The 22,161-nt window shown below is 71.8% G+C and carries 16 protein-coding genes; 9 read left to right on the top strand and 7 right to left on the bottom strand.

Translation table 11 applies throughout. The features are described 5' to 3' along the window. Positions 1-71 precede the first annotated feature (71 nt). From ACIF83_RS06650 to ACIF83_RS06630, 5 genes are all read right to left on the bottom strand, one after another. The gene (locus ACIF83_RS06650; protein ID WP_399723983.1) at positions 72-1,292 is read right to left on the bottom strand and encodes an SGNH/GDSL hydrolase family protein; all 1,221 of its coding nucleotides are present in this window, start codon (positions 1,290-1,292) and stop codon (positions 72-74) included. Beyond that, the gene (locus ACIF83_RS06645; RefSeq protein WP_399723980.1) at positions 1,289-3,640 is read right to left on the bottom strand and encodes a glycosyl hydrolase family 95 catalytic domain-containing protein; all 2,352 of its coding nucleotides are present in this window, start codon (positions 3,638-3,640) and stop codon (positions 1,289-1,291) included. Before ACIF83_RS06645 ends, ACIF83_RS06650 begins: the two co-directional genes overlap by 4 nt. A gap of 12 nt (positions 3,641-3,652) precedes the next feature. After that, the gene (locus ACIF83_RS06640; protein ID WP_399723977.1) at positions 3,653-5,455 is read right to left on the bottom strand and encodes an alpha-galactosidase D; all 1,803 of its coding nucleotides are present in this window, start codon (positions 5,453-5,455) and stop codon (positions 3,653-3,655) included. A 36-nt stretch (positions 5,456-5,491) separates the two neighbouring features. Next, positions 5,492-6,679, bottom strand: a complete 1,188-nt coding sequence (locus ACIF83_RS06635) for an ROK family protein (RefSeq protein ID WP_399723974.1) — start codon at positions 6,677-6,679, stop codon at positions 5,492-5,494. Between the two features lie 155 nt (positions 6,680-6,834). Next, positions 6,835-8,595, bottom strand: coding sequence for a M4 family metallopeptidase (locus ACIF83_RS06630; RefSeq protein WP_393476719.1), 1,761 nt, complete (start codon positions 8,593-8,595; stop codon positions 6,835-6,837). 332 nt (positions 8,596-8,927) lie between these two features. Between ACIF83_RS06630 and ACIF83_RS06625 the strand changes: the two genes are divergently transcribed. The 8 genes from ACIF83_RS06625 to ACIF83_RS06590 all read left to right on the top strand — a co-directional run bounded on the left by ACIF83_RS06625 (position 8,928) and on the right by ACIF83_RS06590 (position 18,277). Further along, positions 8,928-10,127 carry a serine hydrolase domain-containing protein gene (locus ACIF83_RS06625; protein ID WP_393476722.1) on the top strand — a complete coding sequence of 400 codons (1,200 nt, stop codon included), beginning with the start codon at positions 8,928-8,930 and terminating at the stop codon, positions 10,125-10,127. A 153-nt stretch (positions 10,128-10,280) separates the two neighbouring features. Further along, positions 10,281-11,555 (top strand): CAP domain-containing protein, encoded by a 1,275-nt coding sequence (locus ACIF83_RS06620; RefSeq protein ID WP_398138235.1) that lies wholly within the window; start codon positions 10,281-10,283, stop codon positions 11,553-11,555. Positions 11,556-11,611: 56 nt separating this feature from the next. Then, positions 11,612-12,289 (top strand): AIM24 family protein, encoded by a 678-nt coding sequence (locus ACIF83_RS06615; RefSeq protein WP_393476728.1) that lies wholly within the window; start codon positions 11,612-11,614, stop codon positions 12,287-12,289. 153 nt (positions 12,290-12,442) lie between these two features. Then, on the top strand, positions 12,443-13,483 hold the full coding sequence (locus ACIF83_RS06610) for a tetratricopeptide repeat protein (protein WP_399723969.1): 1,041 nt from the start codon (positions 12,443-12,445) through the stop codon (positions 13,481-13,483). Beyond that, entirely contained in the window at positions 13,480-14,505 is a 1,026-nt protein-coding gene (locus tag ACIF83_RS06605) for a polyprenyl synthetase family protein (RefSeq protein WP_399723966.1), read from the top strand. The genes ACIF83_RS06610 and ACIF83_RS06605 overlap by 4 nt, the downstream gene beginning before the upstream one ends. 226 nt (positions 14,506-14,731) lie before the next feature. Continuing rightward, entirely contained in the window at positions 14,732-16,357 is a 1,626-nt protein-coding gene (locus tag ACIF83_RS06600; protein ID WP_399723963.1) for a serine/threonine protein kinase, read from the top strand. Positions 16,358-16,480: 123 nt separating this feature from the next. Then, positions 16,481-17,515: a hypothetical protein gene (locus ACIF83_RS06595; RefSeq protein WP_393476739.1), complete on the top strand. Its 1,035-nt coding sequence runs from the start codon at positions 16,481-16,483 to the stop codon at positions 17,513-17,515. Between the two features lie 108 nt (positions 17,516-17,623). Beyond that, positions 17,624-18,277: a DUF2238 domain-containing protein gene (locus ACIF83_RS06590; protein ID WP_398138232.1), complete on the top strand. Its 654-nt coding sequence runs from the start codon at positions 17,624-17,626 to the stop codon at positions 18,275-18,277. A gap of 15 nt (positions 18,278-18,292) precedes the next feature. Here ACIF83_RS06590 and ACIF83_RS06585 read toward each other — a convergent pair whose 3' ends face one another. Then, positions 18,293-19,276 carry an aldo/keto reductase gene (locus ACIF83_RS06585; protein ID WP_399723959.1) on the bottom strand — a complete coding sequence of 328 codons (984 nt, stop codon included), beginning with the start codon at positions 19,274-19,276 and terminating at the stop codon, positions 18,293-18,295. A 137-nt stretch (positions 19,277-19,413) separates the two neighbouring features. Between ACIF83_RS06585 and ACIF83_RS06580 the strand changes: the two genes are divergently transcribed. Further along, positions 19,414-21,147 (top strand): cholesterol oxidase substrate-binding domain-containing protein, encoded by a 1,734-nt coding sequence (locus ACIF83_RS06580; RefSeq protein ID WP_399723956.1) that lies wholly within the window; start codon positions 19,414-19,416, stop codon positions 21,145-21,147. Here ACIF83_RS06580 and ACIF83_RS06575 read toward each other — a convergent pair whose 3' ends face one another. Continuing rightward, positions 21,148-22,035, bottom strand: coding sequence for an SDR family oxidoreductase (locus tag ACIF83_RS06575; protein WP_398138229.1), 888 nt, complete (start codon positions 22,033-22,035; stop codon positions 21,148-21,150). Positions 22,036-22,161: the final 126 nt, after the last annotated feature.

Genomic DNA, 22,161 nt, shown 5'->3' with positions numbered 1-22,161 from the left:
CCGGCGGCGGATCGGCGGGGAGACACAGCATCGGGCCGGCCGGGTCGGGGTGCCCCGGTCGGCCCCGGCTGTCAGCGGGTGCAGTCCAGGCTGCCCAGGTCGACGGAGTCGGCCAGGGCCTGCATGCCCTTGTCGTTGGGGTGCAGATGGTCGCCGTTGTCGAAGAAGGGCAGGATCCGTTCACGGACGTAGGGGCTGCGCAGCGTGCGGTCGAAGTCGGTGACCGCGTCGAACTCCCCACTGGTGCGGATGAACCGGTTGACGTCCTCGCGTACGGCCTCGGCGGCCGGGTCCCATTCGGACCAGCCCTCGAACGGGCCGACGGTCGCGCCCACCACGCACTTCCCGGCCGCGTGCGCCCGCCGGACGATCTCGCGGTATCCGGCGATCAGGTCGGCCGCGGTGACGCCGGTGTGGGCCTTGAGGTCGTTCACCCCCTCGAAGAGGAGGACGGTGCGCACGCCGGGCAGGGCGAGGACGTCCCGGTCCAGCCGGTGAAGGGCGCTCTGCCCGGCACCGTCCGCGAGCACCTTGTTGCCGGAGATGCCCTCGTCGGCCACGCCCTGGACGGCCGTACCGGCTCCGCCGAGGCGCCGGGCCAGGTAGTCGGGCCAGCGCCGGTTGAGGTCGGTGGTGGACTGCCAGCCGTCCGTGATGGAGTCGCCGAGCACCGCCACGGCACCGGCGGCGGCGTTCTGCGGGCGTACGGAGACGGCGTCGAGGTACCACCAGGATCCGGTCGTCCCGGTCCAGTTGGCCGCGCCGGCCTCGGCGGTGTGGTCGCCCCGGGCGAGATACGACGTCTGCATCGCCATGCCGTGGCCGGTGGCCGGGCCCCCCGCCTGCGGGGTGTGGAGGCTGACGACCAGGTTGACGGCGGCGGGGACCTTTCCGGGCAGCGGATCGCTCCACGCGACGGCACCGGCCGGGACGGTGACCGTGCGGGCGCCGCCGAAGGTCAGCCGCCGGTTGCTGCCCGGCCGGAGCGCGGCGCCCTGGCCCTGCAGGCCGGCGTAGACGCTGTCCAGGGTCAGCGGGCGGTCGCCGAAGGCATTGGACAGGCGGATGCGCAGGTCGCTGCCGCCGACGCTGGTGTGCACGACCAGCCGGTATCCGCTGTCGGCCGTGCCCTCGCCCAGCCGGTCGGCGCCGGCCGCCCAGGTGACGACTCCGGAGCCCCGGGCGGTGGCCTCGGGCAGCGGGCCGGAGGCGCTGGCGGGTACGGACTGGCAGGCGACGGCCACCAGCAGGACGGCGGCGATCCGGCATACGCGCCCCAACCGGCCGGTCACCGCGCGAGGTCCTTCAGTGTGACGGACTCGCCGGGCTTCAGGCGGACCGTCCGGGACGTGCCTGCGTATCCCACGGAGGTCATGGTGCCGCCGATGCTGCGGATCCGCACCTCGGTGGGTTTCCCGTCCCGCCAGTGCAGGTCGACGACGAAGCCGCCGCGGGCCCCGGCGCCGGTCAGCGACCCGGAGGCGGCCCAGGCGTCCGGCAGGGCGGGCAGGAGTTCCAGGTGGCCGGGGCGGGAGTACAGCAGCATTTCCACCGCGGCGGCCGGGGTGCCGAAGTTGGCGTCGATCTGGAAGATGCCCCGGCCCTGCTCCACCTGGTAGATGTCGAAGAGGTTGGGAGCGGTGCCGTTGCCGCCGCCGGTGGACGGGCGGAGGTTGTTGACGATCAGCTGGTAGGCCTTGCCGGGGTTCTTCAGCCGGGCCCAGCACAGCGCGCGCCAGGCGTTGGCCCAGCCGAAGCTGTCCATGCCGCGGGCGGTCAGCAGGGCGGTGGCGCCGGCAACGATGTCGGCGGGGGTGGAGCCGTCGGGGCGGATGCGGTCGCCGGGGAAGAGGCCGATGAGCGGGGACAGGTGCCGGTGCGTGGTCTCGCCGAGGTTGTCGGGGGACATCCACTCCTCCAGCCAGCCCGTCTTCGGGCTGACGACCGGGAGGTAGAGGCGGTCGCGGAGAGCGCCGACGGTACGGGCGTACCCGGCGTCCCGGCCCAGCTCGGCCGCGGCGGTGCGGAAGTTGCCGAAGAGCGCCCGGACGAGTTCCTGGGCGTAGGTGATGCCCTTGGCGTCGAGCGGGCCCTGTTCCGGTGACCAGTCACTGTCGGCGATGAGGACTTCCCGGCCGGTGTCCGGCAGCGTGTGGGTGAGCAGCCGCGCCTCCCAGAACTGGCAGGCGCCCTTGAGGAGCGGGTAGATCTTCTTCAGATGGGCGCGCGAAGCCGTGAACTCGTAGTGCTCCCAGAGGGAGTTGCACAGCCAGGCGTTGCCCGCGGGGTGCCACCACCAGCCTCCTCCGCCGTACGGGTTGGTGGAGATGGCGACCGTCCAGCCGGCGGTCCTGCCGCTGGAGTTGCGGTAGCGGTTGCGGGAGTCGTCGAAGAGTCTCCTGGTGAGGTCGGTCCAGGACGGGAGCTGGGCCACGCAGTAGTCGGTGAACGCGTCGAAGCAGGGCGAGAGGCCCACCCGGTCGGCCATCCAGTAGTTCATCTGGATGTTGATGTCGGTGTGGTAGTCGCCCATCCAGTCCGGGTCGTTGCCGTCCAGCCACAGGCCCTGCAGGCCCATCGGCAGGCTGCCGCGGGAACCGGAGATCATCAGGTAGCGGCCGAACTGCAGGTAGGCGGCCTCGAGTTCGGGGTCCGGCGCGTCGTCCAGGGCGCGGGCCTTGATCCGCTCCCAGGTGTCGAGGGCGCGTTGCCGGTCCGACGAGGTGCCGAGCCGGATGTCGAACCGCCCGTACAGCGCCCGGTGGTCGGCGACATGGGTGCGCAGCAGCGTGTCCGCCGGGTGGGCGGCGGCCGCGTGGACCTTGGTGCGGGCGAGGGACTCGGGGTCGAGGGAGGGGTCGCGGTAGTGGGTGGCGGCGTCGGGCGCGTAGTCGGTGCCGCCGCTGACCACCACGGTCAGATCCTTGCACCCGGAGAAGGTCACCCGGGTGCCGTCGACACGGACGGTGCCGCCGCTGCCGTACGCGGTGACCGCGGCCGCGTACCGCAGTCCGTTGCGGAAGGAGCCGGCGAAGGACGTGGCACTCGCCGTCTTCTCGCCGTGCGTGCCCTCGAGGGTCACGGTGCCGGTGTAGCTGCCGCCGCCCTTCTGGGTCAGGTGCAGGACCACCACGTCGTCGGGGCGGCTCGCGAACAGCTGCCTCTCGTACGTCACTCCGGAGCGGACGTACGACGTCGTCACCACGCCCTGGGCGAGATCGAGGGTGCGACGGTAGCCGGTGACGGCGCCCAGGTCGTGGTCCGGGATGTCGACGGTCAGGCGGGCGAGGAGGGTGAGCGATCCGAAGTCGTCGCGGCCGTAGGGGAACTGGCCGTCGGAGTCGAGGGTGTCGTTGAGCCCGCCGGTCCACAGGGTGGCGTCGGTGACGAGCAGGACGTCCCGTCCGGGATCGTTGGTGGCGAGGGCGCCGAGCCGGCCGTTGCCGACGGGCAGTCCCTGCTCGATCAGCGAGTGCTCGTCGGCGGGGGCCCGCCACCACAGCTGGTGACGGGGGTCGGGCGCGGGAGTCGCGGTGGGCCGCTGCGGGGCGGCGGTCGCGGTGAAGGACGGCAGTGAGGCGAGGCCTCCGGTGGCCGCGGCGAGGGCGAGGAAGCCGCGTCTGCTGGGCGGATTCTCCATGGCGGGCTCCGATCACAGGCGGGGGGAGACGGGAACGTCGATGCGGTCGATGTCCGGTGCGTAGTCCGAACCGCTGTCGAAGGTCAGGGTGTTGGCTCCCGCCTTCAGGGTGACGGGCACGCTCACCGTCTCGACGCTGCCCCAGTCGCCGGTGGAGGGGAACTTGTGGCGGGTGGCACCACCGGAGTTGGCGGAGACGTTCACCGAGCGCGCGTCGCCGCTGACGTAGGCGACCTTGATCAGGTAGGTGCCGGGCCTGTCGACGACGACGTTGTCGAAGCGGAGCTTGCCGCCCAGGTAGAGGTTGCCGACCTTCTTGCCGCCGGAGCAGGCGGCGCAGTCGGCGACGGACGCGTTGCCGCTGAGGGTGTTGCCGGCGGACTCGGCCTCGTAGCCGGTGGTGTGCAGGGCGCTGCCGTGCGGGGTGACGGTGAACAGGCGGGAGCCGTGGGCGGGCAGGGCCTCGGTAATTCTGTTCTTGTACGTGCCGAGGTTCTCGTGGTTCCACAGGTCCCTCACGCCCGCCTTGCCGGTGAAGCCGAGGGCGGACCAGTCGGCGGTGACGGCGGCCGGTGAGTCGGCGAGGTTGAACAGGGCGACGGTGCGGCTGCCGTCGGGGTTCTTCGCGGCCCACACCTGCTGCGGGTCGGAGGGCGTGACCGGCCGGGCGGGCGGCGTGTCGCCCTGGTCGACGGCGATGACCTCCTTGTTGGTCAGCAGGGAGAGGCCGTAGCTGTCGAGCTTGGTCAGGTCGTCGCCGGTGTAGAGCGGGGACTTGGCGACGGCCCACAGGGTGGCGTAGGTCTGACGTTCGGCCTTGGTCAGGCCGTCCATGGCGCCGTTGCCGATGTCGAGGGAGTCGAGGTCGTTCCAGCCGCCGGGTCCGGCGTGCCGGGTCCAGCCGGGGGTGTCGTCGAAGCGGTCGTCGACCGAGTTCTCCCAGCTGACGAGGGTGTTGCAGTAGCACTCGACGTCGGTGTCCACGCGCCAGCCGTTGGAGTACTTCTTCCAGTCGGCGGCGTGCCCGATGTCCAGGGACCAGGAGATCTCCAGGTGGACGGGCCGGCCGGTGGCGGCTATGGCCTTCTGCCAGGCGGCCACGTCGGCAACGTTGTCGTAGTTGTCGCCGCTCTTGAAGGAACCGGGGCCGACGCCGTCGAGCTTGAGGAAGTCATAGCCCCAGTCGGCGAGCGCCTGGGCCTGGGAGTCGACGTACTTCTGGGTGCAGGGTTTGGCGAAGTCGAGCTTGTAAGCGCTGTCCCAGCCGTTGGTGGTGCGCAGGTCTCCGTAGACGATGTCGGCGGTGGTGCAGCCGTCGGCGTTCCATATCGGCACCTTGCCGTCGCCGTACGCCTCCTTCTCCAGGCCGACCGGCAGGTAGATGCCGGCCTTGAGGCCCTTGGCGTGGATGTGGTCGGCGACCGCCTTCATGCCGTGCGGGAAGCGGACCGGGTCGGGCGTCTGCCGGGCGTACTGGTCGAAGTCGGGCTTCCAGGTCCTGTCCCGCCACCAGCCGGCGTCGATGTTGACGTACTCGTAGCCGTATCTCTTCAGCTTGGCGGCGAGGGCGTCGGTCTGCTTCAGGACGTTCGCCTCGGTGAGGTAGCTGTAGTCGCCGTCCGGGTTGAGACCGGGGTACTTGGACGACTGCATGCTCCAACTGGACCAGCCCATGTAGGGCTTGGCGGCCAGGGCCGGCCGGGTGTCGGCCTGTGCGGCGGCCGGTGCGGTGGTGGCGAGGCCCGCGGTGAGGGCGAGGACGACAGCGGCTCTGAGCCCGCGTGCGGGCAGGACGGAATACGAGGGTGACCACATGGGCCGTACCTCCTGGGTGGGTTCGGGTCGGGGCGCTCAGCCCTTTCCGCTGCTGGGGGTCGAGGTGATGAAGGACTGGATCGCGGCGGCCGCGGCGCCGCGCGCCCACTCCTCGAAGGGGAGCGGGCGGGTCCGAACGTCGCACTGCGCGGCCGAGCCGAAGGCGGCCGCGGTGAACGCCTCACGGATCTGCTCGGCGAAGAGGTCGTAGGCGGCCAGACCCTCGCCGGAGATGATCACGCGCTCGGGTCCGAGCAGGTTGGCCACGGTGGCGATGCCCCGGCCGATGGCCTCTCCGGCCCGCGCATAGACCTCGCGGGCCCCGGGAACGCCCTGGTGGGCAAGGGCCACCGCCTCGGCGCTGTCCTTGACTTGACGGCCCGTCACCTCGCGCATGCGGGCGACGATGGCGGCGTCCCCGGCGATCGCCTCGACACAGCCGCGGTTGCCGCAGTGGCAGGGCGCCCCCGACGGGTCGATGACGATGTGGCCGATCTCCCCCGCCACGCCGTGCGCGCCCGCGACCACCCGTCCGTGGACCACGAGTCCGCAGCCGATACCCGCGCCGACGGTGACCACGGCGAAGTCGCTGAGGCCCGCTCCGGCTCCGAACCACTGCTCGGCGACGGTCAGCGCGCGCACGTCGTTGTCGACGGTGACCGGCAACCCGCTGGTCGTTCCGGCGAGTTCGGCGAGGGGCACGTCCCGCCACTCCAGGAAGGGCGAGTAGCGCACCACGCCCTCGGCACGGTCGACATCGCCGGAGACGGCGATGCCGAGCCCGAGGACGGGGGCGCCCGACTCGGTGGCGTGGCCGAGGAGTTCCCGGACGAGGTCCGCGATCGAGGACAGCACCTTGCGGGTCGCCCGGTCCGGCAGGGGTACGCGCCGGGCGAGGCGGATGCGGCAGCACAGGTCGGTCAGTACGGCGATCAGCTCGTCGCCGGTCACCTTGACGCCGATGAACAGGGCCCGTTCGCCGTTGACCCGGACCAGGTTGGCGGGCCGGCCGAGGGCGGGGCGGGCCTCCTCGTCGGCGCCCTCCACCAGATAGCCGGCCTCCAGCAGGGGGCGGACGGCCTTGGTGACGGCGGCCGGGGACAGCCCCGCACGGCGGCCCGCCTCCAGGCGGGTCAGCGGGCCGTGGGACAGGACCGTCGTGAAGACCTGCGAGGCGGCCGGCGTGTGGGCCGGGAACGTCTCGGCGGCGGGGGTCGAGCGCATGGCCGGGAACCTATGGCCATTATTTTCCGCTGTCAATAAAAGAAACGGCGGTTGTTGCGGAGGCAGTTGGCCGGGCACCGGCTCACGGCTCCGGACATGCGGATGCCCCGCGCGAGGCGGGGCATCCGGTCGTGCTGGTGTGCTGCTGCCGTCCGTCAGTGGGCGGCCGACGGCGTGTTGGCGGCGGTGACGTTCACCGCGGCCCACGCCTTGTCCACCGTCTTGTACTCGGTGCTGGTGCTGCCGTACAGGTCCTTGGCCGCCTTCAGCGTCGCGATGCGCGCCTGGTGGAAGTCGGTGGTGGAGACCATGTAGCGGGTCAGCGCACGGTAGAAGATGGCGGTGGCCTTGCTGCGGCCGATGCCCTTGACCGTGGAGCCGTCGTAGGTCGGCGAGTTGTAGTTCACGCCGTTGATCGTCTTCTTGCCGCTGCCCTCCGCGAGGAGGTAGTAGGCGTGCGAGGAGACACCGGAACCCGCGTGGACCTCGGTGTAGTACGTGTCCGGCGACCAGTAGTCGATCGTGCCCTCGAGCTTGTCGAGCGACGGGTGGTCGAGACGGCGCAGGAACTTCTGGTCCAGGCCCAGCTTCTCGCCGATCAGGTAGTCCGGCGTGTCCTTCGTGTTGTTCGCGTAGAACTCCACGTTGGAGCCGAAGATGTCCGCGAGGGACTCGTTCAGCGAACCCGGCTCACCGTACTGGTTGCCGTCCGAGTCGACGTAGGTCGGCTCGAGCTTGGCGGTGGCCTCCACGACGCCGTGGGTCAGCTCGTGACCGGTGACGTCCAGGACGACGAGCGGCTTCTTGAACATCGTGCCGTCGCCGTCGCCGTACAGCATGCAGTTGCAGGTCGGGTCCCAGAACGCGTTGGCGACCTTGTTGCCCCAGTGGACCATCGCGCGGGCGGCCTTGCTGTTGTTGGCAATGCCCTTGCGGTTGAAGGTCTTCTTGTAGAAGTCCAGGGTCTTGGTCACGCCGTACTGGGCGTCCGCGGCCGCGCTGGCACGGCTGCTGGTCTTGTTGTTGCCCCACACGTTGGTGGTGCTGGTGAACTTCGTGCCCGCGCCGAAGCTCTCCGTGTACTTGCCCTTGGCGTCCCGGGTCTCGGTGCCGTACCGGGTCGGGTCCTTGAGCTGGTAGTGACCGCGCGAGGTCGCCGTGGTGGTCAGACCGACGTTGCCCACGAAGAGGGTCTTGCCGGTGCCGTGCGCGGTCGAGGGGTAGCTCGTCGCGCCGGAGGCGCCCGAGCCGAGCAGGCCGGCGGTGGCGTCGGAGCCGATGCCGGTGGCCGGGTCGATGGTCTCGCCGCGCTTGCGCAGCGTGTCGACCAGCTTCGGCGACAGGAACTGGTCCGCGTCGGGCGTGTTGCTGCGCACCTTGCCGGTGACGGCGTCGATGACGACGGTGCTGGAGGCACCCTTGTCGGTCACCGTCACCTGGTAGGCGAGGGCGGAGGCGCCGCCACGGGCGTCCACGACCAGCTCGGCGTCGCCCGCGTCGCCCTTGGCGACCTGGGCGGCCTTCGCCGCGGCCTGACCCGCGGTCAGCTTGGCCGTGGTGGTGGCGGGCTTGACGGACTTGCCGGCCGCGCGGGTGACACCCGCGTAGGCCAGCTGCCGGTTCAGGTGGACGATGAGGTCGCCACCAAGAACGGGCATTCCGTTGTGAGTACGGACGAAGCGGACGTGGCGTGCACCCTCGGGGTCGATCATCACGTCCTGGACGTGAAGCTCGTCGCCCTTCGAGACGCCAGTCGCCGCGTTGTGGGCGAAGGCCGCGGTACGCGCCGCCTCCACCACCAGCGTGGCCGTCGAGGCGGCGGACGCGGCGGACCGCTCCACCCCCGTGGAGGGACCCGCGAAGGCCGTACCGGCCAGGCCCGTAGCAGCCGTCGTCACCGCGACGGCAACCGCCACGCTGCGTATGTGCGGTCTACGCAATCTGATCAGGGTTCCTTCGTTCGAAGACAGCTGGGATCACCAACCGCCTTGAGACATGGCACTGTTGGGCGCCATGGGAGCTGGTCGGGCTCCGAGGAGTAACCCTTGCGGATGAGTCATGCGCACGTAAAGCCGGAATGATCCATTTCGCGGTTTTCTATGACAATCCTTTACGAATGCCTGCCGCGAGGGTGATCACGATACGGCCAACTGTGTGTCGGCTGTGGAGACGTTGCCTGAATCCCCTAGGTTCCCAGGCCGGAATGTGACCGATGTCGCATCAGAAACCGCGTGGATGGAGGGGCCGGATGGTCTCAGCAAGGGTGAGCAGGGGTGCGGTACTCGGAGCGGTCGTGCTGTCGCTCGTCGCGGTCCCGGCGCGGGCCGCGACCGCGCAGGCGGACGCACCCACGCCGGCGGCGCTGCCCGCGCCCGACACCACGGGCCTGGACGCGGTGCTGCGCTCGGCCGTGACCCAGGGCGCGCCCGGTGCGCTGGCCCGGATCGACGACAACGGCAGTACGTACCGGCTGAGTCGGGGCGTCGCCGACCGCAGCACACGGCAGGCCATCAGCACCGACGACCGCTTCCGCATCGGCAGCGTCACCAAGTCCTTCTCGGCCGTGGTCCTGCTGCAGCTGGCCGACGAGCACAAGCTGGACCTGGACGCCCCGGTCAACCGCTACCTGCCAAGGCTGCTGCCGGACGACGGCATCACGGTCCGGCACATCCTGAGCCACCGCAGCGGCCTGTACGACTACAGCAACGACATGTTCGCGCAGAGCGTGTCCGGCTTCGAGGCGGTACGGAACAAGGTCTACACCTACCAGCAGCTGGTCACGCTCTCCCTGAAGAAGCCCCGCACCAACGCGCCCGGCGCCGCGTACTCGTACTCCAACACGAACTTCGTCGTGGCGGGCATGCTGATCGAGAAGCTCACCGGGCACTCCGTGAAGACCGAGTACGAGAACCGCATCCTCAAGCCGCTGCAGCTGACCGACACCTTCTACGTCCACCCCGACACCAAGATCCCGGGCCGGTTCACGCGCGGGTACCTCACCCCGGACACGGCCGGCGCCCAGCTCGTCGACGCCACCGCGCAGACGGTGTCGTGGGCGCAGAGCGCGGGCGCGATCATCTCCAGCGCGCGCGACCTGAACACGTTCTACTCGGCGCTGCTGCGGGGGAAGCTGATGTCCGCTGCGCGGCTTGCGGAGATGGAGCGGTTCACCCAGGTCAACAGCACGACGGCGTACGGGCTCGGGCTGCGGCGGCGGGATCTGACGTGCGGGGTGTCGGTGTACGGGCACACGGGGGCGGTGCAGGGGTACTACACGTACGCGTTCGCCACGAAGGACGGGAAGCGGAGCGTCACCGCCGTGGCCAACACGTCCAACAACTCGAAGGTGCTGAACACGTTGGCGGGGGTGTTGGAGTCGGCGTTCTGCGGCAAGCCGGCGAAGGCACTGAGCGGTTCGGCGGTGACGGAGAGGGATTTGAAGGAGTAGGGGTCACGTCGCCGGGCGCGGGTCGTGTGGCTGGTCGCGCCCGCGCGGCGGAGCCGCACATCGAAACAGCCCCGCGCCTCCCGAGCAGGACACCTGGCCGTTTGCTCGCAAGGTGCCGGAACTCGGCTGGGCCGTTCGTGCGTTCCTTGTGATGTGACGAGCGAGTTGGCTCCCGGGGGCAATCTGGCCCTGCCGGGCGGTGCGCTGGTGCTGCGGGTTGCCGGGTCCTTCGATGTGTCCGCCCTCGTCACGGACGGGGGCGGACAGGTCGGCGGGGACGGGGACTTCGTGTTCTACAACCAGCCGGGTGCGCCTGGGGTGCGGCTGCGTGGCGACACGCTCCACGTCGATCCGGCACGGCTGAGGGCCGGGGCCACCCGGGTCACCGTCGCCGTCAGTGCGGCCGAGTCGGGCACGCCTCTTGGGCGGTTGCCCGCGCCGCGGCTGGAAGTCACCGACGGTTCCGGGCACGCTTTGGCCCGCTTCGTCCCGCCGAGACTCGGGCCGGAGACCGTGCTGCTGCTCGCCGAGCTGTATCAGCGGGGCCCTGGCTGGAAGCTGCGGGCGATCGGGCAGGGGTATGCCGACGGGCTGGCGGGGCTGGCCCGGGACTTCGGGGTGGACGTCGTGGACGACGGTCCGCAGGCGCGGCCCGGTCCGGATGCCGACGGCTTCCTCGGGCTGGTCAACTCCGCCCGGGTCCGGGCCGGCTCACCACCGGTGGCGCTCGACCCGCGCCTCGGCTCCGCCGCCCGGGCGCACTCCGACGCGATGGCCGCGGCCGGTCGGCTCACCGCCGAGGGCCTGGACGGCGTCTCGGTCCACCAGCGGATCACGGCCACCGGATACGCGTACGTCACCGTCGGCGAGCACCTCGTGTCCGGGCCACGCACCCCGGCCGAGTTCGTCACCTACTGCCTGGACACCGGCCAGGCCCGGCACACCCTGCTCGACCCGGGCTTCACCCATCTCGGCCTGGCCCACTCCGACGCGGGCGACCGGTACTGGACCGCGGTGTGGGCCAGGCCCCTGACGCCGGGCGAGCTGTCCCGGACGGTCGCCGAGGTCGTCGCACTCACCAACGCCGAGCGGGCGAGGGCCGGGCTGGCTCCGCTGGCGGCGGATCCGCCGCTCGCGCGGGCCGCGCAGGCGCACTGCGCGGACATGGTGGCCCGCGACTTCTACGCACACACCTGCCCCGACGGCAGCCGCCCCTGGGACCGGGCCGCCAGGGCGGGCTCCCACCGGCGCACCATCGGCGAGAACATCGCCTGCGGACAGCGCTCCCCCGCCGAGGTGGTGGACGGCTGGATGAACAGCCCGGGCCACCGCGCGAACATCCTCAAACCGGACTTCACGCACATCGGCGTCGGCTTCACCGGCGGCGGCCGGGCGGGCACCTACTGGGCCCAGCTGTTCGGTGGCTGACCGGGTACATACCGTGATCTTGGCGGAGCGACACCTTCCGGGACACCATGCCCCGCATGAAGGGTGATCTGTTTTCCAGTCAGCACATGGTGCGCCCGGCCGTCGAGCCGGGCATGACCGTCGAGAACGCCAAGTGCATCAAGTACGCGGTGAACGGCGAGATGTTCGCCCGCCAGGGCGCGATGATCGCCTACCGCGGCGGTCTCCAGTTCGAGCGAAAGGGCCAGGGCGTGGGCGGCATGCTCAAGCGTGCGGTCACCGGCGAGGGGCTGCCGCTGATGGCGGTGCGCGGACAGGGCGAGGTGTGGTTCGCGCACGAGGCGCAGAACTGTTTCATCGTCGAGGTGGAGCAGGGTGACCAGTTCACCGTCAACGGCCGCAACGTCCTGTGTTTCGACCCGTCGCTGTCGTACGAGATCAAGACCGTGAAGGGCTCGGGCATCGCCGGCGGCGGCCTGTTCAACAGCGTGTTCAGCGGACAGGGCCGGCTCGGCCTGGTCTGTGAGGGCAACCCGCTGGTCATACCGGTCTCGGCCCAGTACCCGGTGTACGTCGACACGGACGCGGTGGTCGGCTGGACCGCGCATCTGCAGACGTCCCTGCACCGCTCCCAGTCGTTCGGCTCGATGCTGCGCGGCGGCTCCGGGGAGGCCGTCCAGCTGATGCTGCAGGGCGAGGGGTACGTCGTGGTGCGGCCGAGCGAGGAGACCCCGCAGAAGGTTCAGCAGCACTGACGCCCCGTGACGTGATCTACGCCTCACAGGCAACCCCCCTTGCCGTACCGGCGTCTTGACCGACAACAGACCAAGCCCTGGCCCCCGGGGTCAGGGCGTGTTTTCGGCGCGCTATACACATCATGTATACACACCGTGCATAGAAAGGCATGCATGTACGGCAAGGCTTTCGCCCCGGAGTACCAGGGCGCCCTGACCACCCTGTCCGTGAACTCCTCGCTGGTGGATGTACTGAGCGAGGGCACCGAGCGGCTGCGCGAGGCCGAGCGGTCGGGTCGCCCCGACGAGGCGGCCCGCTGCGGGCTCGCCGTCGCCGAGGCGCACCGGCGGCTCGGCCAGGTGCGGGACGCCGACCGGGCCTGGAAGGCGAGTTACCGGTCCGCCCGGGAGGCCGGGGACACGGCCGCGATGGCGTGGGCACTGTGGAGCGGCGGCACCCTGGCCCGGCAGCGCGGCGCGTTCCCGCTGGCCTGGCGGCTGCTCGGGCTCGCGGCCGAACTCGGCGAGCAGGGCGGCGACATCGTTGTCCGCGGCTACTCGCTGGCGGGCCTCGCGGAGACCGGCCGCATCCAGGGCGACTACGAGGCGGTCGGCCGGCTGCACGAGCAGCTGCTGGCCGAGGCCCGCAGGCGCGGGGAGGCCCGGCACACGGTGTGGGCGCTGGAGGGCATCGCGCAGATGCACCGCAACACCGGGGAGTACGACAAGGCGTACGCGCTCTTCGAGGAGGCGGCGGAGATAGCCGAGCGGGCCGAGGACCGGCGCGGTCACGCCTGGGCGCTGCGCGGGCTCGCCGATGTCCTCTCGGTCCGCGACGGAGACGCCGAGCGGGCGCTGGAGCTGCTGGCGCGGGCCGAGGTCACCTGTCGGGCGATGAACCTGTCCAGCGCGCTCGCCTACAACCACAAGATGCGCGGCAACGTCTTCTACCGCGCGGGGCGGTACGCCGAGGCGCGGGACCTGTACGAGCTGGCCCTGGAGGAGTTCCGGGCGATGAGCGAGCCGCGCGGCGAGGCGCTGGCCCGGCTGGGCCTGGCCAAGTCACTGGCCCACCTGGGTCACGACCGCGCCGAGACGGCGGCCGAACTGGCGGATCTGGCCCGGGTGCTGGAGCGCAGCGGACTCAGGCACGCACGGGAGATGGTGGCCCGGGCGCAGGCGGAGTTCGGCCTGGACGCCGAGGTCGTACGGTGACCGCGCTCCCCTCTGCGGTGCAGGCGCCGCCCTCGGCTCCGGAAATCCTCGACCTTTGCCGGGAGTTGGTGCGCCCCGCGCTGACGGAGGCGGTGGGACGGCTGCACCCCTGGGTGGCCGAGATGGCCGCGTACTCCTTCGGCTGGTGCGAGGTCGGCGGCGCTCCCGCCGCCGCGCCGGGCGGCAAGGGCGTACGGCAGGCCCTGGCGGTGCTCGGCGCCCGGGCGGCCGGCGCCGACGGGCGGGCCGGGGTCCCGGCGGCGGTCGCCGTGGAACTGGTGCACGCCTTCTCCCTGCTCCACGACGACATCATGGACGGCGACGCCACCCGGCGCCGGCGCCCCGCGGTGTGGAAGGCGTACGGCACGGGTCCCGCGGTCCTCGCCGGGGACGCCCTGTTCGCGCTCGCCGTGGAGACCCTCGCCGCCGAGCCGGGCGGTCCCGGTGCCGTGCGGCTCCTGTCCACCGCCCTCGCCGATCTGGTGCGCGGGCAGGCCGACGACCTGCTGTTCGCCGCACGGCCCTTCGGCGGGCCGGAGCGGGTCACGCCCGAGGAGTACCGGGCGATGGCGGAGCACAAAACGGGGGCGCTGCTGGGCTGCGCCGCTGCGCTCGGGGCCACACTCGGCGGGGCGCCCGAGCCGGTCGTCACCGCGTTGGACCGCGCAGGTCGGCATCTGGGCGTCGCCTTCCAGTTGGTGGACGACGTGCTGGGCATCTGGGGCGATCCGGCCGTCACCGGCAAGCCGGCCGGCGGAGACCTGCGCGAGCGCAAGAAGACCTTCCCGGTCCTGGCCGCGCTCGACTCCCCCGCGGCCCGCCACCTGCCCGCGCTACTGGACCGCCCCGGTCCGACCGAGGAGGCGGCCGAGCTGATCGAGCGGGCGGGCGGCCGCAGGGCAGCGCTGGCCGAGGCCCGCATGCACACCGCCGCCGCTCGCTCCCTGCTCACGGAAGTCCCGCCGCCCGCCGCCGAGGAGATGCTCCGGCTGCTGGACTTCCTGGTGGCCCGCGACCTCTGAGACCGCGTTGACCTCGGACTCTCCGAGCGCGGCGGCGCACCCGGGCATTTACCGTCGGTTACCCGCAGGTCGATGCCCGGTCATGTGCCGTTATCCCAAACTCGCAAGCGCTTTCGAAGAGTTGAATAAAAGGCAGGAACCGGGCCGGAGTTTCGGATTCTTTGAACACTCCCCCGCGCCCCCCGCGTACCTGTGGGCAAGGACGAGTCAGGGGTTTCAGCGAGGGATGACCATGGTCAAGGCGCACGTCTCCGCACACGAGTTGGTCGCCGGCCGGTACCGGCTCCTCGAGGTCTTCGCCCGGGAGACGAACCGGCTGTGGTGGTACGCGGAGGACGTGACGGCGAACCAGCCCCGCCTGGTGGCACAGATCGGCCTCCCGGAGACCTGCGACGCGGACACCCTGCGCCGCGCCACGGCCCGGGTCGTCCGGACCTCCGAGACCATGCGGCTCCTGTGCCCCGGCCAGGTCGTCACGGTCGTCGACGCCGTCGTGGAGGCGGGCACCCTGTGGACCGTCACGGACTGGATCGACGGCACCCCTCTCAGCGAACTCCTCGACCGTGAAGGCCCGTTCAACCCGGTGCGGGCGGCGCGGGTCGGTCTCGAACTCCTCGACGTGCTCCAGGCCGCGCACGACGAGGGCATCACTCACGGCGAGCTGAGCCCCGGCCAGGTCTTCGTCCGGGACGGGGGGCCGGTCGTGGTCGCCGGGTTCGGACTGGCGGGCGCGACGCTGGCCCCGAGGCTCACGGCACCGTCGTACGCCTCGCCGGAACAGGCCCGCGACGAGCGCATCGGACCGGCGGCCGACCTGTGGGCGCTGGGCGCGATCCTCTACACGACGGTCGAGGGACGCCCTCCGTTCCGCGACCGGGGCCGCCCCGACGCCACGCTGAAGGCCGTGGACCGGCTGCCCCTGCGCACCCCGCTGCGCACCGGCCCGCTCACCCAGTCCGTCCAGGGGCTGCTGCGCAAGAACTCCCGGGAGCGGCTGACCCGGCCGGTGGTCCGCGAGGCGCTGATCCGGGCCCTCGACGAGGACGCCGACGCGGACCGCGATCCCGCGCCCGCGCCCCGGCTGCGCAGCGCCTACGCGGCCGTCCGGCACGTGGGCCAGGAACGGGGCAGACGGATGATGGTGGCCGGGACCGCGCTGGCCGTCGTCACCATCACGTCGGCCGTCCTTGCCGCGACCCACCAGCTGCCCGGCACCTCCACCGCGGCCGAGCCGCCGCGGCCCACCGCCACGGCCGCCCCGCCGGCCGACCGCCCCGAGAACAACGCCCCCAGCCCGAGCGCCAGCCCGAGCACGAGCACGAGCACCGGACCGAGCCCCAGCAGCTCCCCGTCCGCGGCCCCCAGCAGTTCACCGTCCCCGGCCCTGCCTGCCGGCTTCCACCGCTACACCGCCCCGGAGGGCTTCTCCGTGGCCCTGCCGGACGGCTGGAAGCGACTGACCACCTCACGCGGGGCCGACCACGCCTACCGCATCACCTACGGCACCGACGCCGACTCCTCGACCCTCGCCGTCACCTACAGCGAGCAGGCCGGCCCGGACCCGGTCGCCGTGTGGCGGGACGAGGTCGAACCGGTGCTGGAGCGGCTCCCCGGCTACCACCGGGTCGGCAGCATCCGGGCCACCACCTACCAGGGCTACCGGGCAGCCGACCTGGAGTGGCTGTCCGGGTCCGGCGACGCACGGGTGCACACCTTCGGGCGCGGCTTCCTGCTCGGCGGCGGGCGCAGCTTCTCCCTGCGTTTCACCACTGCGGACAAGGCCTGGGACGATGCCGGGAACCAGCTCGCACTCAGGACCTTCCTGCAGACCTTCCGCCAGACCAAGGGCTGACCGGCGCCCCGCGCCGGACAGGCAGGGCCGCCAAAGCATTGCCAATGGGTGGATATAGGCTGTCCAGTCGCACTCGCGCACCGAGTGCGACCCCGTTGAGACATGCCTCCAGGAGAGTCATCCGTGACCCTTGCGATCGACCCGTCCGAGACGTCCGCGCCGACCGCGGCGGCCCTGTCCGACCTCGTGGCGCGGGACGCACGCGAGTTCGGCGTCTACGCGCGCACCGGCGGCTGGGCCTTCGCGCTGATGGTGGCGCGCAGCGTGCGGCCGGGCGGGCAGGCCGCCGCTGAGACGCCGAAGGTGTCGGCGAAGGAGTTCGCGGAGCTGGCCGGCTGCTCGCCCGAGCGGGTCATGCGCTACTACAAGGCCTGGGACCGCGCGGCCGACGACGGGCTGGTCCCGCACTTCGAGGCGCTCCGGCCGGGCCAGGCCGTCGAGCTGCCGGACGCCGACGTGTGGCTGAGCTACTACGTCTCCCGCAACAGCGCCACCTCGGAACGCGGCACCGCCATCGCCCAGGCCGCCGAGGCCGAGGGCATCCGTCCCACCAAGGCCCTGGAGGTCGCCGAGAACCCCACCGCGCTGCGCGCCGCGATCCTCGCCGACCCCTCCACCGCCCGGGCCGCCCGCTCCGCCCTGCTGGACCGGCTCAAGGAGGACCCGGACCTGCAGGCCGAGCTGGCCCGTGACGTCGTACGCACCGACGACCTGAAGAAGGCCGTGGCGAGCGAGAGCCGTTCGGCCGACCGGATCGGCTACGTACGGCAGATCGCCGAGTCCGGCCAGTTCAGGACGCCGGCCGGACAGACCGTGGACGCGCCCGTCGAGCTGCGCGAGGAGGCCGAGCGGCATCTGTCGCTGATCGACGAGCTGGAGGACGGCGAGGACACCGGCGAGTGGGCCACCGAGGCCTACGACACCCTGAAGTCCCTCGTCGCCGAGACGGTCGAGGCCGACCCCGAGCTGCGGGTCCAGGAGCGGCGGACGAAGTTCTACAGCAGCCTGCAGAAGGCGACCCGGGCGTTCGAGGAGCTGACCTTCGACGACGCCCAGGACTTCTACGAGGACGACATGGTCCAGCGCCTGGAGGAGCTCCAGCAGGCCATCGGCACCTGCCTGACCGCGCTGCGCGGAGCCCGCGGAAGCCGGCCGTAGGGCCCGGCGGACATCCTCAGCCCGGGCTGAGTAGCGGTACTCATGTCCGGGCTCGTCGGCCGCCGCCACGATGGGGGCTCCGTCTCTCCTCCGGCAAGGAGCCCCGCCATGACCGCAGTGCATCCCGCCCCGCTGCCCGCACCGCGCCGCGTGCCGCCCGCCCTGTTCGCGGGCGTGGCGGCGGTGGGCCTCGCCGTGTCGGCGTGGGACGTGCGCGACCGCACGACCTGGTTCCTTGAGACGGTATGGGCGCTGGTCGGGCTGCCCCTGGTGGTGCTGGTCTGGCGGCGCTTCCCGCTGACCGGGCTGCTGTGCGGGCTGCTGGCCGTGCACGCGCTGGTCCTCGCGGTCGGCGGCCACTACACCTACGCGCAGGTCCCGGTGGGCGACTGGGTGCGGGACACCTTCGGTCTGTCCCGCAACCCGTACGACCGGTTCGGGCACCTGATGCAGGGCTTCGTCCCGGCCGTCCTCGTCCGCGAACTGCTCAGCCGCACCTCGCCGCTGCGTGGCAGCCGTTGGCTGGCCCCGCTCACCGTGTGCGCCTGCCTCGCCTTCAGCGCCTGCTTCGAACTGCTGGAGTGGGCGGCCGCCGTGATCGGCGGGCACGGCGCGGACGCCTTCCTCGCCACCCAGGGCGATGTGTGGGACACCCAGTGGGACATGTTCTGCGCCCTGATCGGCGCCGTGCTGTCGCTGCTGCTCCTCAGCAGGGTGCACGACCGTCAGCTGGCCGCACTGGAAGCCCGTACGGCCGGCTGACCGCCCGGACGGCACCTACCAGCGCTGCTCCACCTGGCCCTTGATCCGGCGCTCGTACAGGTCTCGGATCGCGGTGAACGTCTCCTCGGGCAGGGGCGGCAGCTTGGCGGCGGCCGCGTTGGCCCGGGCCTGCTCCGGGTGGCGGGCACCGGGGATGACCGTAGTCACGCCGGGCTGCTCGGCGATCCAGCGCAGGGCCAGCTGGGCCGGGGTGTACCCCTCGGGGGCGAGCGCGGCGAACTCGGCGGCCGCCTCGACGCCGGTCGCGTAGTCGACGCCGGAGAAGGTCTCGCCCTGGTCGAAGGCCTCGCCGTGCCGGTTGTAGGTGCGGTGGTCGTCGGCCGCGAAGACCGTGTCCTTGGTGTACTTGCCGGACAGCAGTCCGGAGGCGAGCGGCACGCGCGCGATGATGCCGACACCCGCCTCCCGCGCCGTCGGGAGCACCTCGTACAGGGGCTTCATGCGGAACGGGTTGAGGATGATCTGCACGCTCGCCACATTCGGCCGGGCGATCGCGGTCAGCGCCTCGGCGCAGGTCTCCACGCTCACGCCGTACGCGGCGATCCGCTCCTCGGCCACCAGGGTGTCGAGGGCGTCGAACACCTCGTCCGAGGAGTAGACGGGGGTGGGCGGGCAGTGCAGCTGCACCAGGTCGAGGCGGTCGACGCCGAGGTTGCGGCGGGAGCGGTCGTTCCAGGCGCGGAAGTTGTCCAGGACGTAGTTCTCGGGGATCTGCTCGACCCGGCGGCCCATCTTGGTGGCCACGAGCACGTGCACATCGGGCCGGCCGCCCAGGAAGGCGGCGATGGTCGACTCGCTGCGTCCGTCGCCGTACACGTCGGCCGTGTCGAAGAAGGTGACGCCCGACTCGGCCGCCGCCTCCAGGACGGACAGGGCCTCCTTGTCGTCCACGTCGCCCCAGTCGGCGCCCAGCTGCCATGTGCCGAGTCCGACGACCGATGCCCGCTGACCCGACCTGCCGATTACGCGTTCGTCCATGGCGTCAGTGTGTCACCAGGTCTCGCATCCCGCGGAACACGTCGCTCCGGCAGGAACCTGTGCGTGTCTCACCCACATGAGTGATTGAGGACTCGACAGAACGCCGGTTGCCGTAAAGCGGCCCTTAGCGTGAGACCGTGATCGATCGTTCAGTGAGCAACTTCCCTTCCCGGAGCGGTGGTTCGGCTCCCGTGAGCCGCCGCGGCTTCCTGCGCACCGCCACCGCGCTGGCCGCCGTACCCGTGCTGGTCGCGGCCGATCCGGCCCGAGCCGCGGCCGAACTCCCCGGGTTTCCGGCCGAGGTGGCGCTCCACCGCTCGGCGTACCGCAACTGGGTGGGCGAGATCACCGCGGACGGGCTGTGGGCCTGCGCGCCCACCACCCCGGAGCAGGTGCTCTCCGTCGTCAACTGGGCGTGGCGCAACGGGTGGCGGGTGCGTGCGCGGGGCAGCTCGCACGGCTGGTCACCGCTGACGATCACCGAGGGCACGGCGGCGGACACCCGGGTCCTGCTGGTCGACACCGCACCCCATCTGACCGGCGTGGCGCTGGAAGACGCGTCGGCGGTGCGCGCCGGCACGGGTGTGAGTCTCGAAGCCCTGCTCACCTTCCTGGAGGCGCACGGTCTCGGCCTCACCGCCGCACCCGCACCCGGCGACCTCACCCTCGGCGGCGCCCTGGCGATCGACGCGCACGGCACGGCCGTGCCGGCCGACGGTGAGCACCCGCCGGCCGGCACGACGTACGGCTCGCTGAGCAACCGGGTGCTGGAGCTGACCGCGGTGGTGTGGGACGAGGGCGCGGGGGCCCATGTCCTGCGGACGTTCCACCGCACGGAGGCGGACTGCGCCGCGCTCCTGACCCATCTCGGCCGGTCCTTCGTCACGGAGGTGGTCCTGCGGGTCGGCCCGGACAGCGCCCTGCGCTGTGTCAGCCGTACCGACATCCCGGCCTCCGAACTGTTCGCGGCGCCCGGGTCCCGCGGGCGCACCCTGCAGACGTTCCTGCGGCGCTCGGGCCGGGTCGAGACGATCTGGTTCGCCTTCACCGAGTTCCCCTGGCTGAAGGAGTGGAGCGTCACCCCCGGCAAACCTCTCACCTCACGGCACGTCACCTCGCCGTACAACTACCCCTTCTCCGACAGCGTGCCGACCCTGGTGGCCGACCTGGTGGGGCGCATGTTCACGGACGCGGCCTGGTACCTGGCGCCGGCGCTCGGCAACGCACAGCTCGACGCGGCCGCCCTGGGGCTGACGGCCACGCGGTCCGCCGATCTGTGGGGGCCGTCCAAGAACACCCTGCTGTACCTGCGGCCCACCACGCTGCGGGTCACCGCGAACGGGTACGCGATCCTCACCACGCGGGCCGGGGTGCAGCGGGTGGTGCACGAGTTCACCAGCCGCTACCGGGAGCGGCTCGAGGCGTACGCGGCGCTGGGCCGGTTCCCGGTGAACGGCTCGGTGGAGATCCGGGTGACCGGCCTGGACGATCCCGCCGACACGGGTGTCGAGGGCGCCCGCGCCCCGCTGCTGTCCACGCTGCGGCCGAGCGGGGCCCGTCCCGAGTGGGACACCGCGGTGTGGCTGGACGTGCTGACCCTGCCGGGGACCCCGTACGCGGAGGCGTTCCTGCGCGAGCTGGAGCGGTTCCTGCTGGGCACGTACGACGGCGGGTACGCCCTCGCGCGCGTGGAGTGGTCCAAGGGCTGGGCGTACACCGAGGACGCCGTATGGAGCGACCCGGAGGTGCTGGGCTCGGCCGTGCCCGGCTCGTTCGGGACGGGCGCGTGGGAGCAGGCGGTCGGGATCCTCGACCGTCTGGACCCGCACCGGGTGTTCTCGAACGGCTTCCTCGACCGACTCCTGCGCTGACTACGCCTGGAAGTAGTGGCCCTCGTCGAGGTCGGCGAGGAGGCCGGGCCCCTGCGGCTCCCAGTCGAGGAGCCTGCGGGTCAGCTCGCTCGACGACGGACAGTCGACGGCGGCGAACCGCCCGAGCCAGCCGAAGTGGTCCTCGGCCTGCTCGGCGGCCACGCCGACGACGGGCAGGCCCAGATGCCGGCCGATGACCGTGGCGATGTCCCGCAAGGGCACCCCTTCCTCGTCGGTCGCGTGCAGCCGGGTGCCGGCCGGCGCGGACTCCAGGGCCAGCCGGTACAGGCGGGCCGCGTCCGAACGGTGCACGCCCGTCCAGCGGTTGGCGCCGTCGCCGATGTAGGCCGACACACCCTTCGCCCGGGCGATCTCGATCAGGCGCGGCACGAAGGCCTGGTCGCCCCGGCCGTGCACGGAGGGGGCGAGCCGGACCAGGCAGGCCCGCACCCCGCGCTCGGCCAGCGCGAGCGTGGCCTCCTCGGACGCCGCCCGGTGGCTGCCCGGGGCGGGCCCGTCCTCCTCGGTGATCACACCGTCCGCCCTGGCGATCCCCGTGCCGGAGGTGACCAGGAAGGGCTTGCCTGAGCCGGCCAGGGCGGCGCCGATCGCCTCGATGGCGCGCAGGTCGGTGGCACCCGCGGCGTAGATGTCGGTGAAGTCGTGGATGAAGGCCAGGTGGATCACGCCGTCGGCCGCGGCCGCGGCGCGGGCCAGCCCCTCGGGGTCGTCCAGGCTGCCGCGGTGTGCCTCGGCCCCCGCCGACTTCAGCGAGGCCTCCGCCTCGTCCGAGCGGGCGAGGCCGACGACCTCGTGCCCGGCGGCGATGAGCTCGGGAACGACGGCGGATCCGACGAACCCCGTGGCACCGGTGACGAAAACACGCATGGTTGATCTGCTCCTCGGATGCTGGGTGGGAATGACCTCATCGTTGGTCCGAGGCCGCCTCCAGGTCCAAAGCCTGTTTCGCATGACGAAATACAGATCAGGCATCACCACAGGTCAGTACCCTTG

The sequence above is a fragment of the Streptomyces sp. NPDC085866 genome (genome assembly GCF_044541035.1).
Taxonomy (GTDB): Bacteria; Actinomycetota; Actinomycetes; order Streptomycetales; family Streptomycetaceae; genus Streptomyces.
Note: the sequence above shows the minus strand (reverse complement) of the source record. Positions and strands in the feature narration are given on the sequence as shown.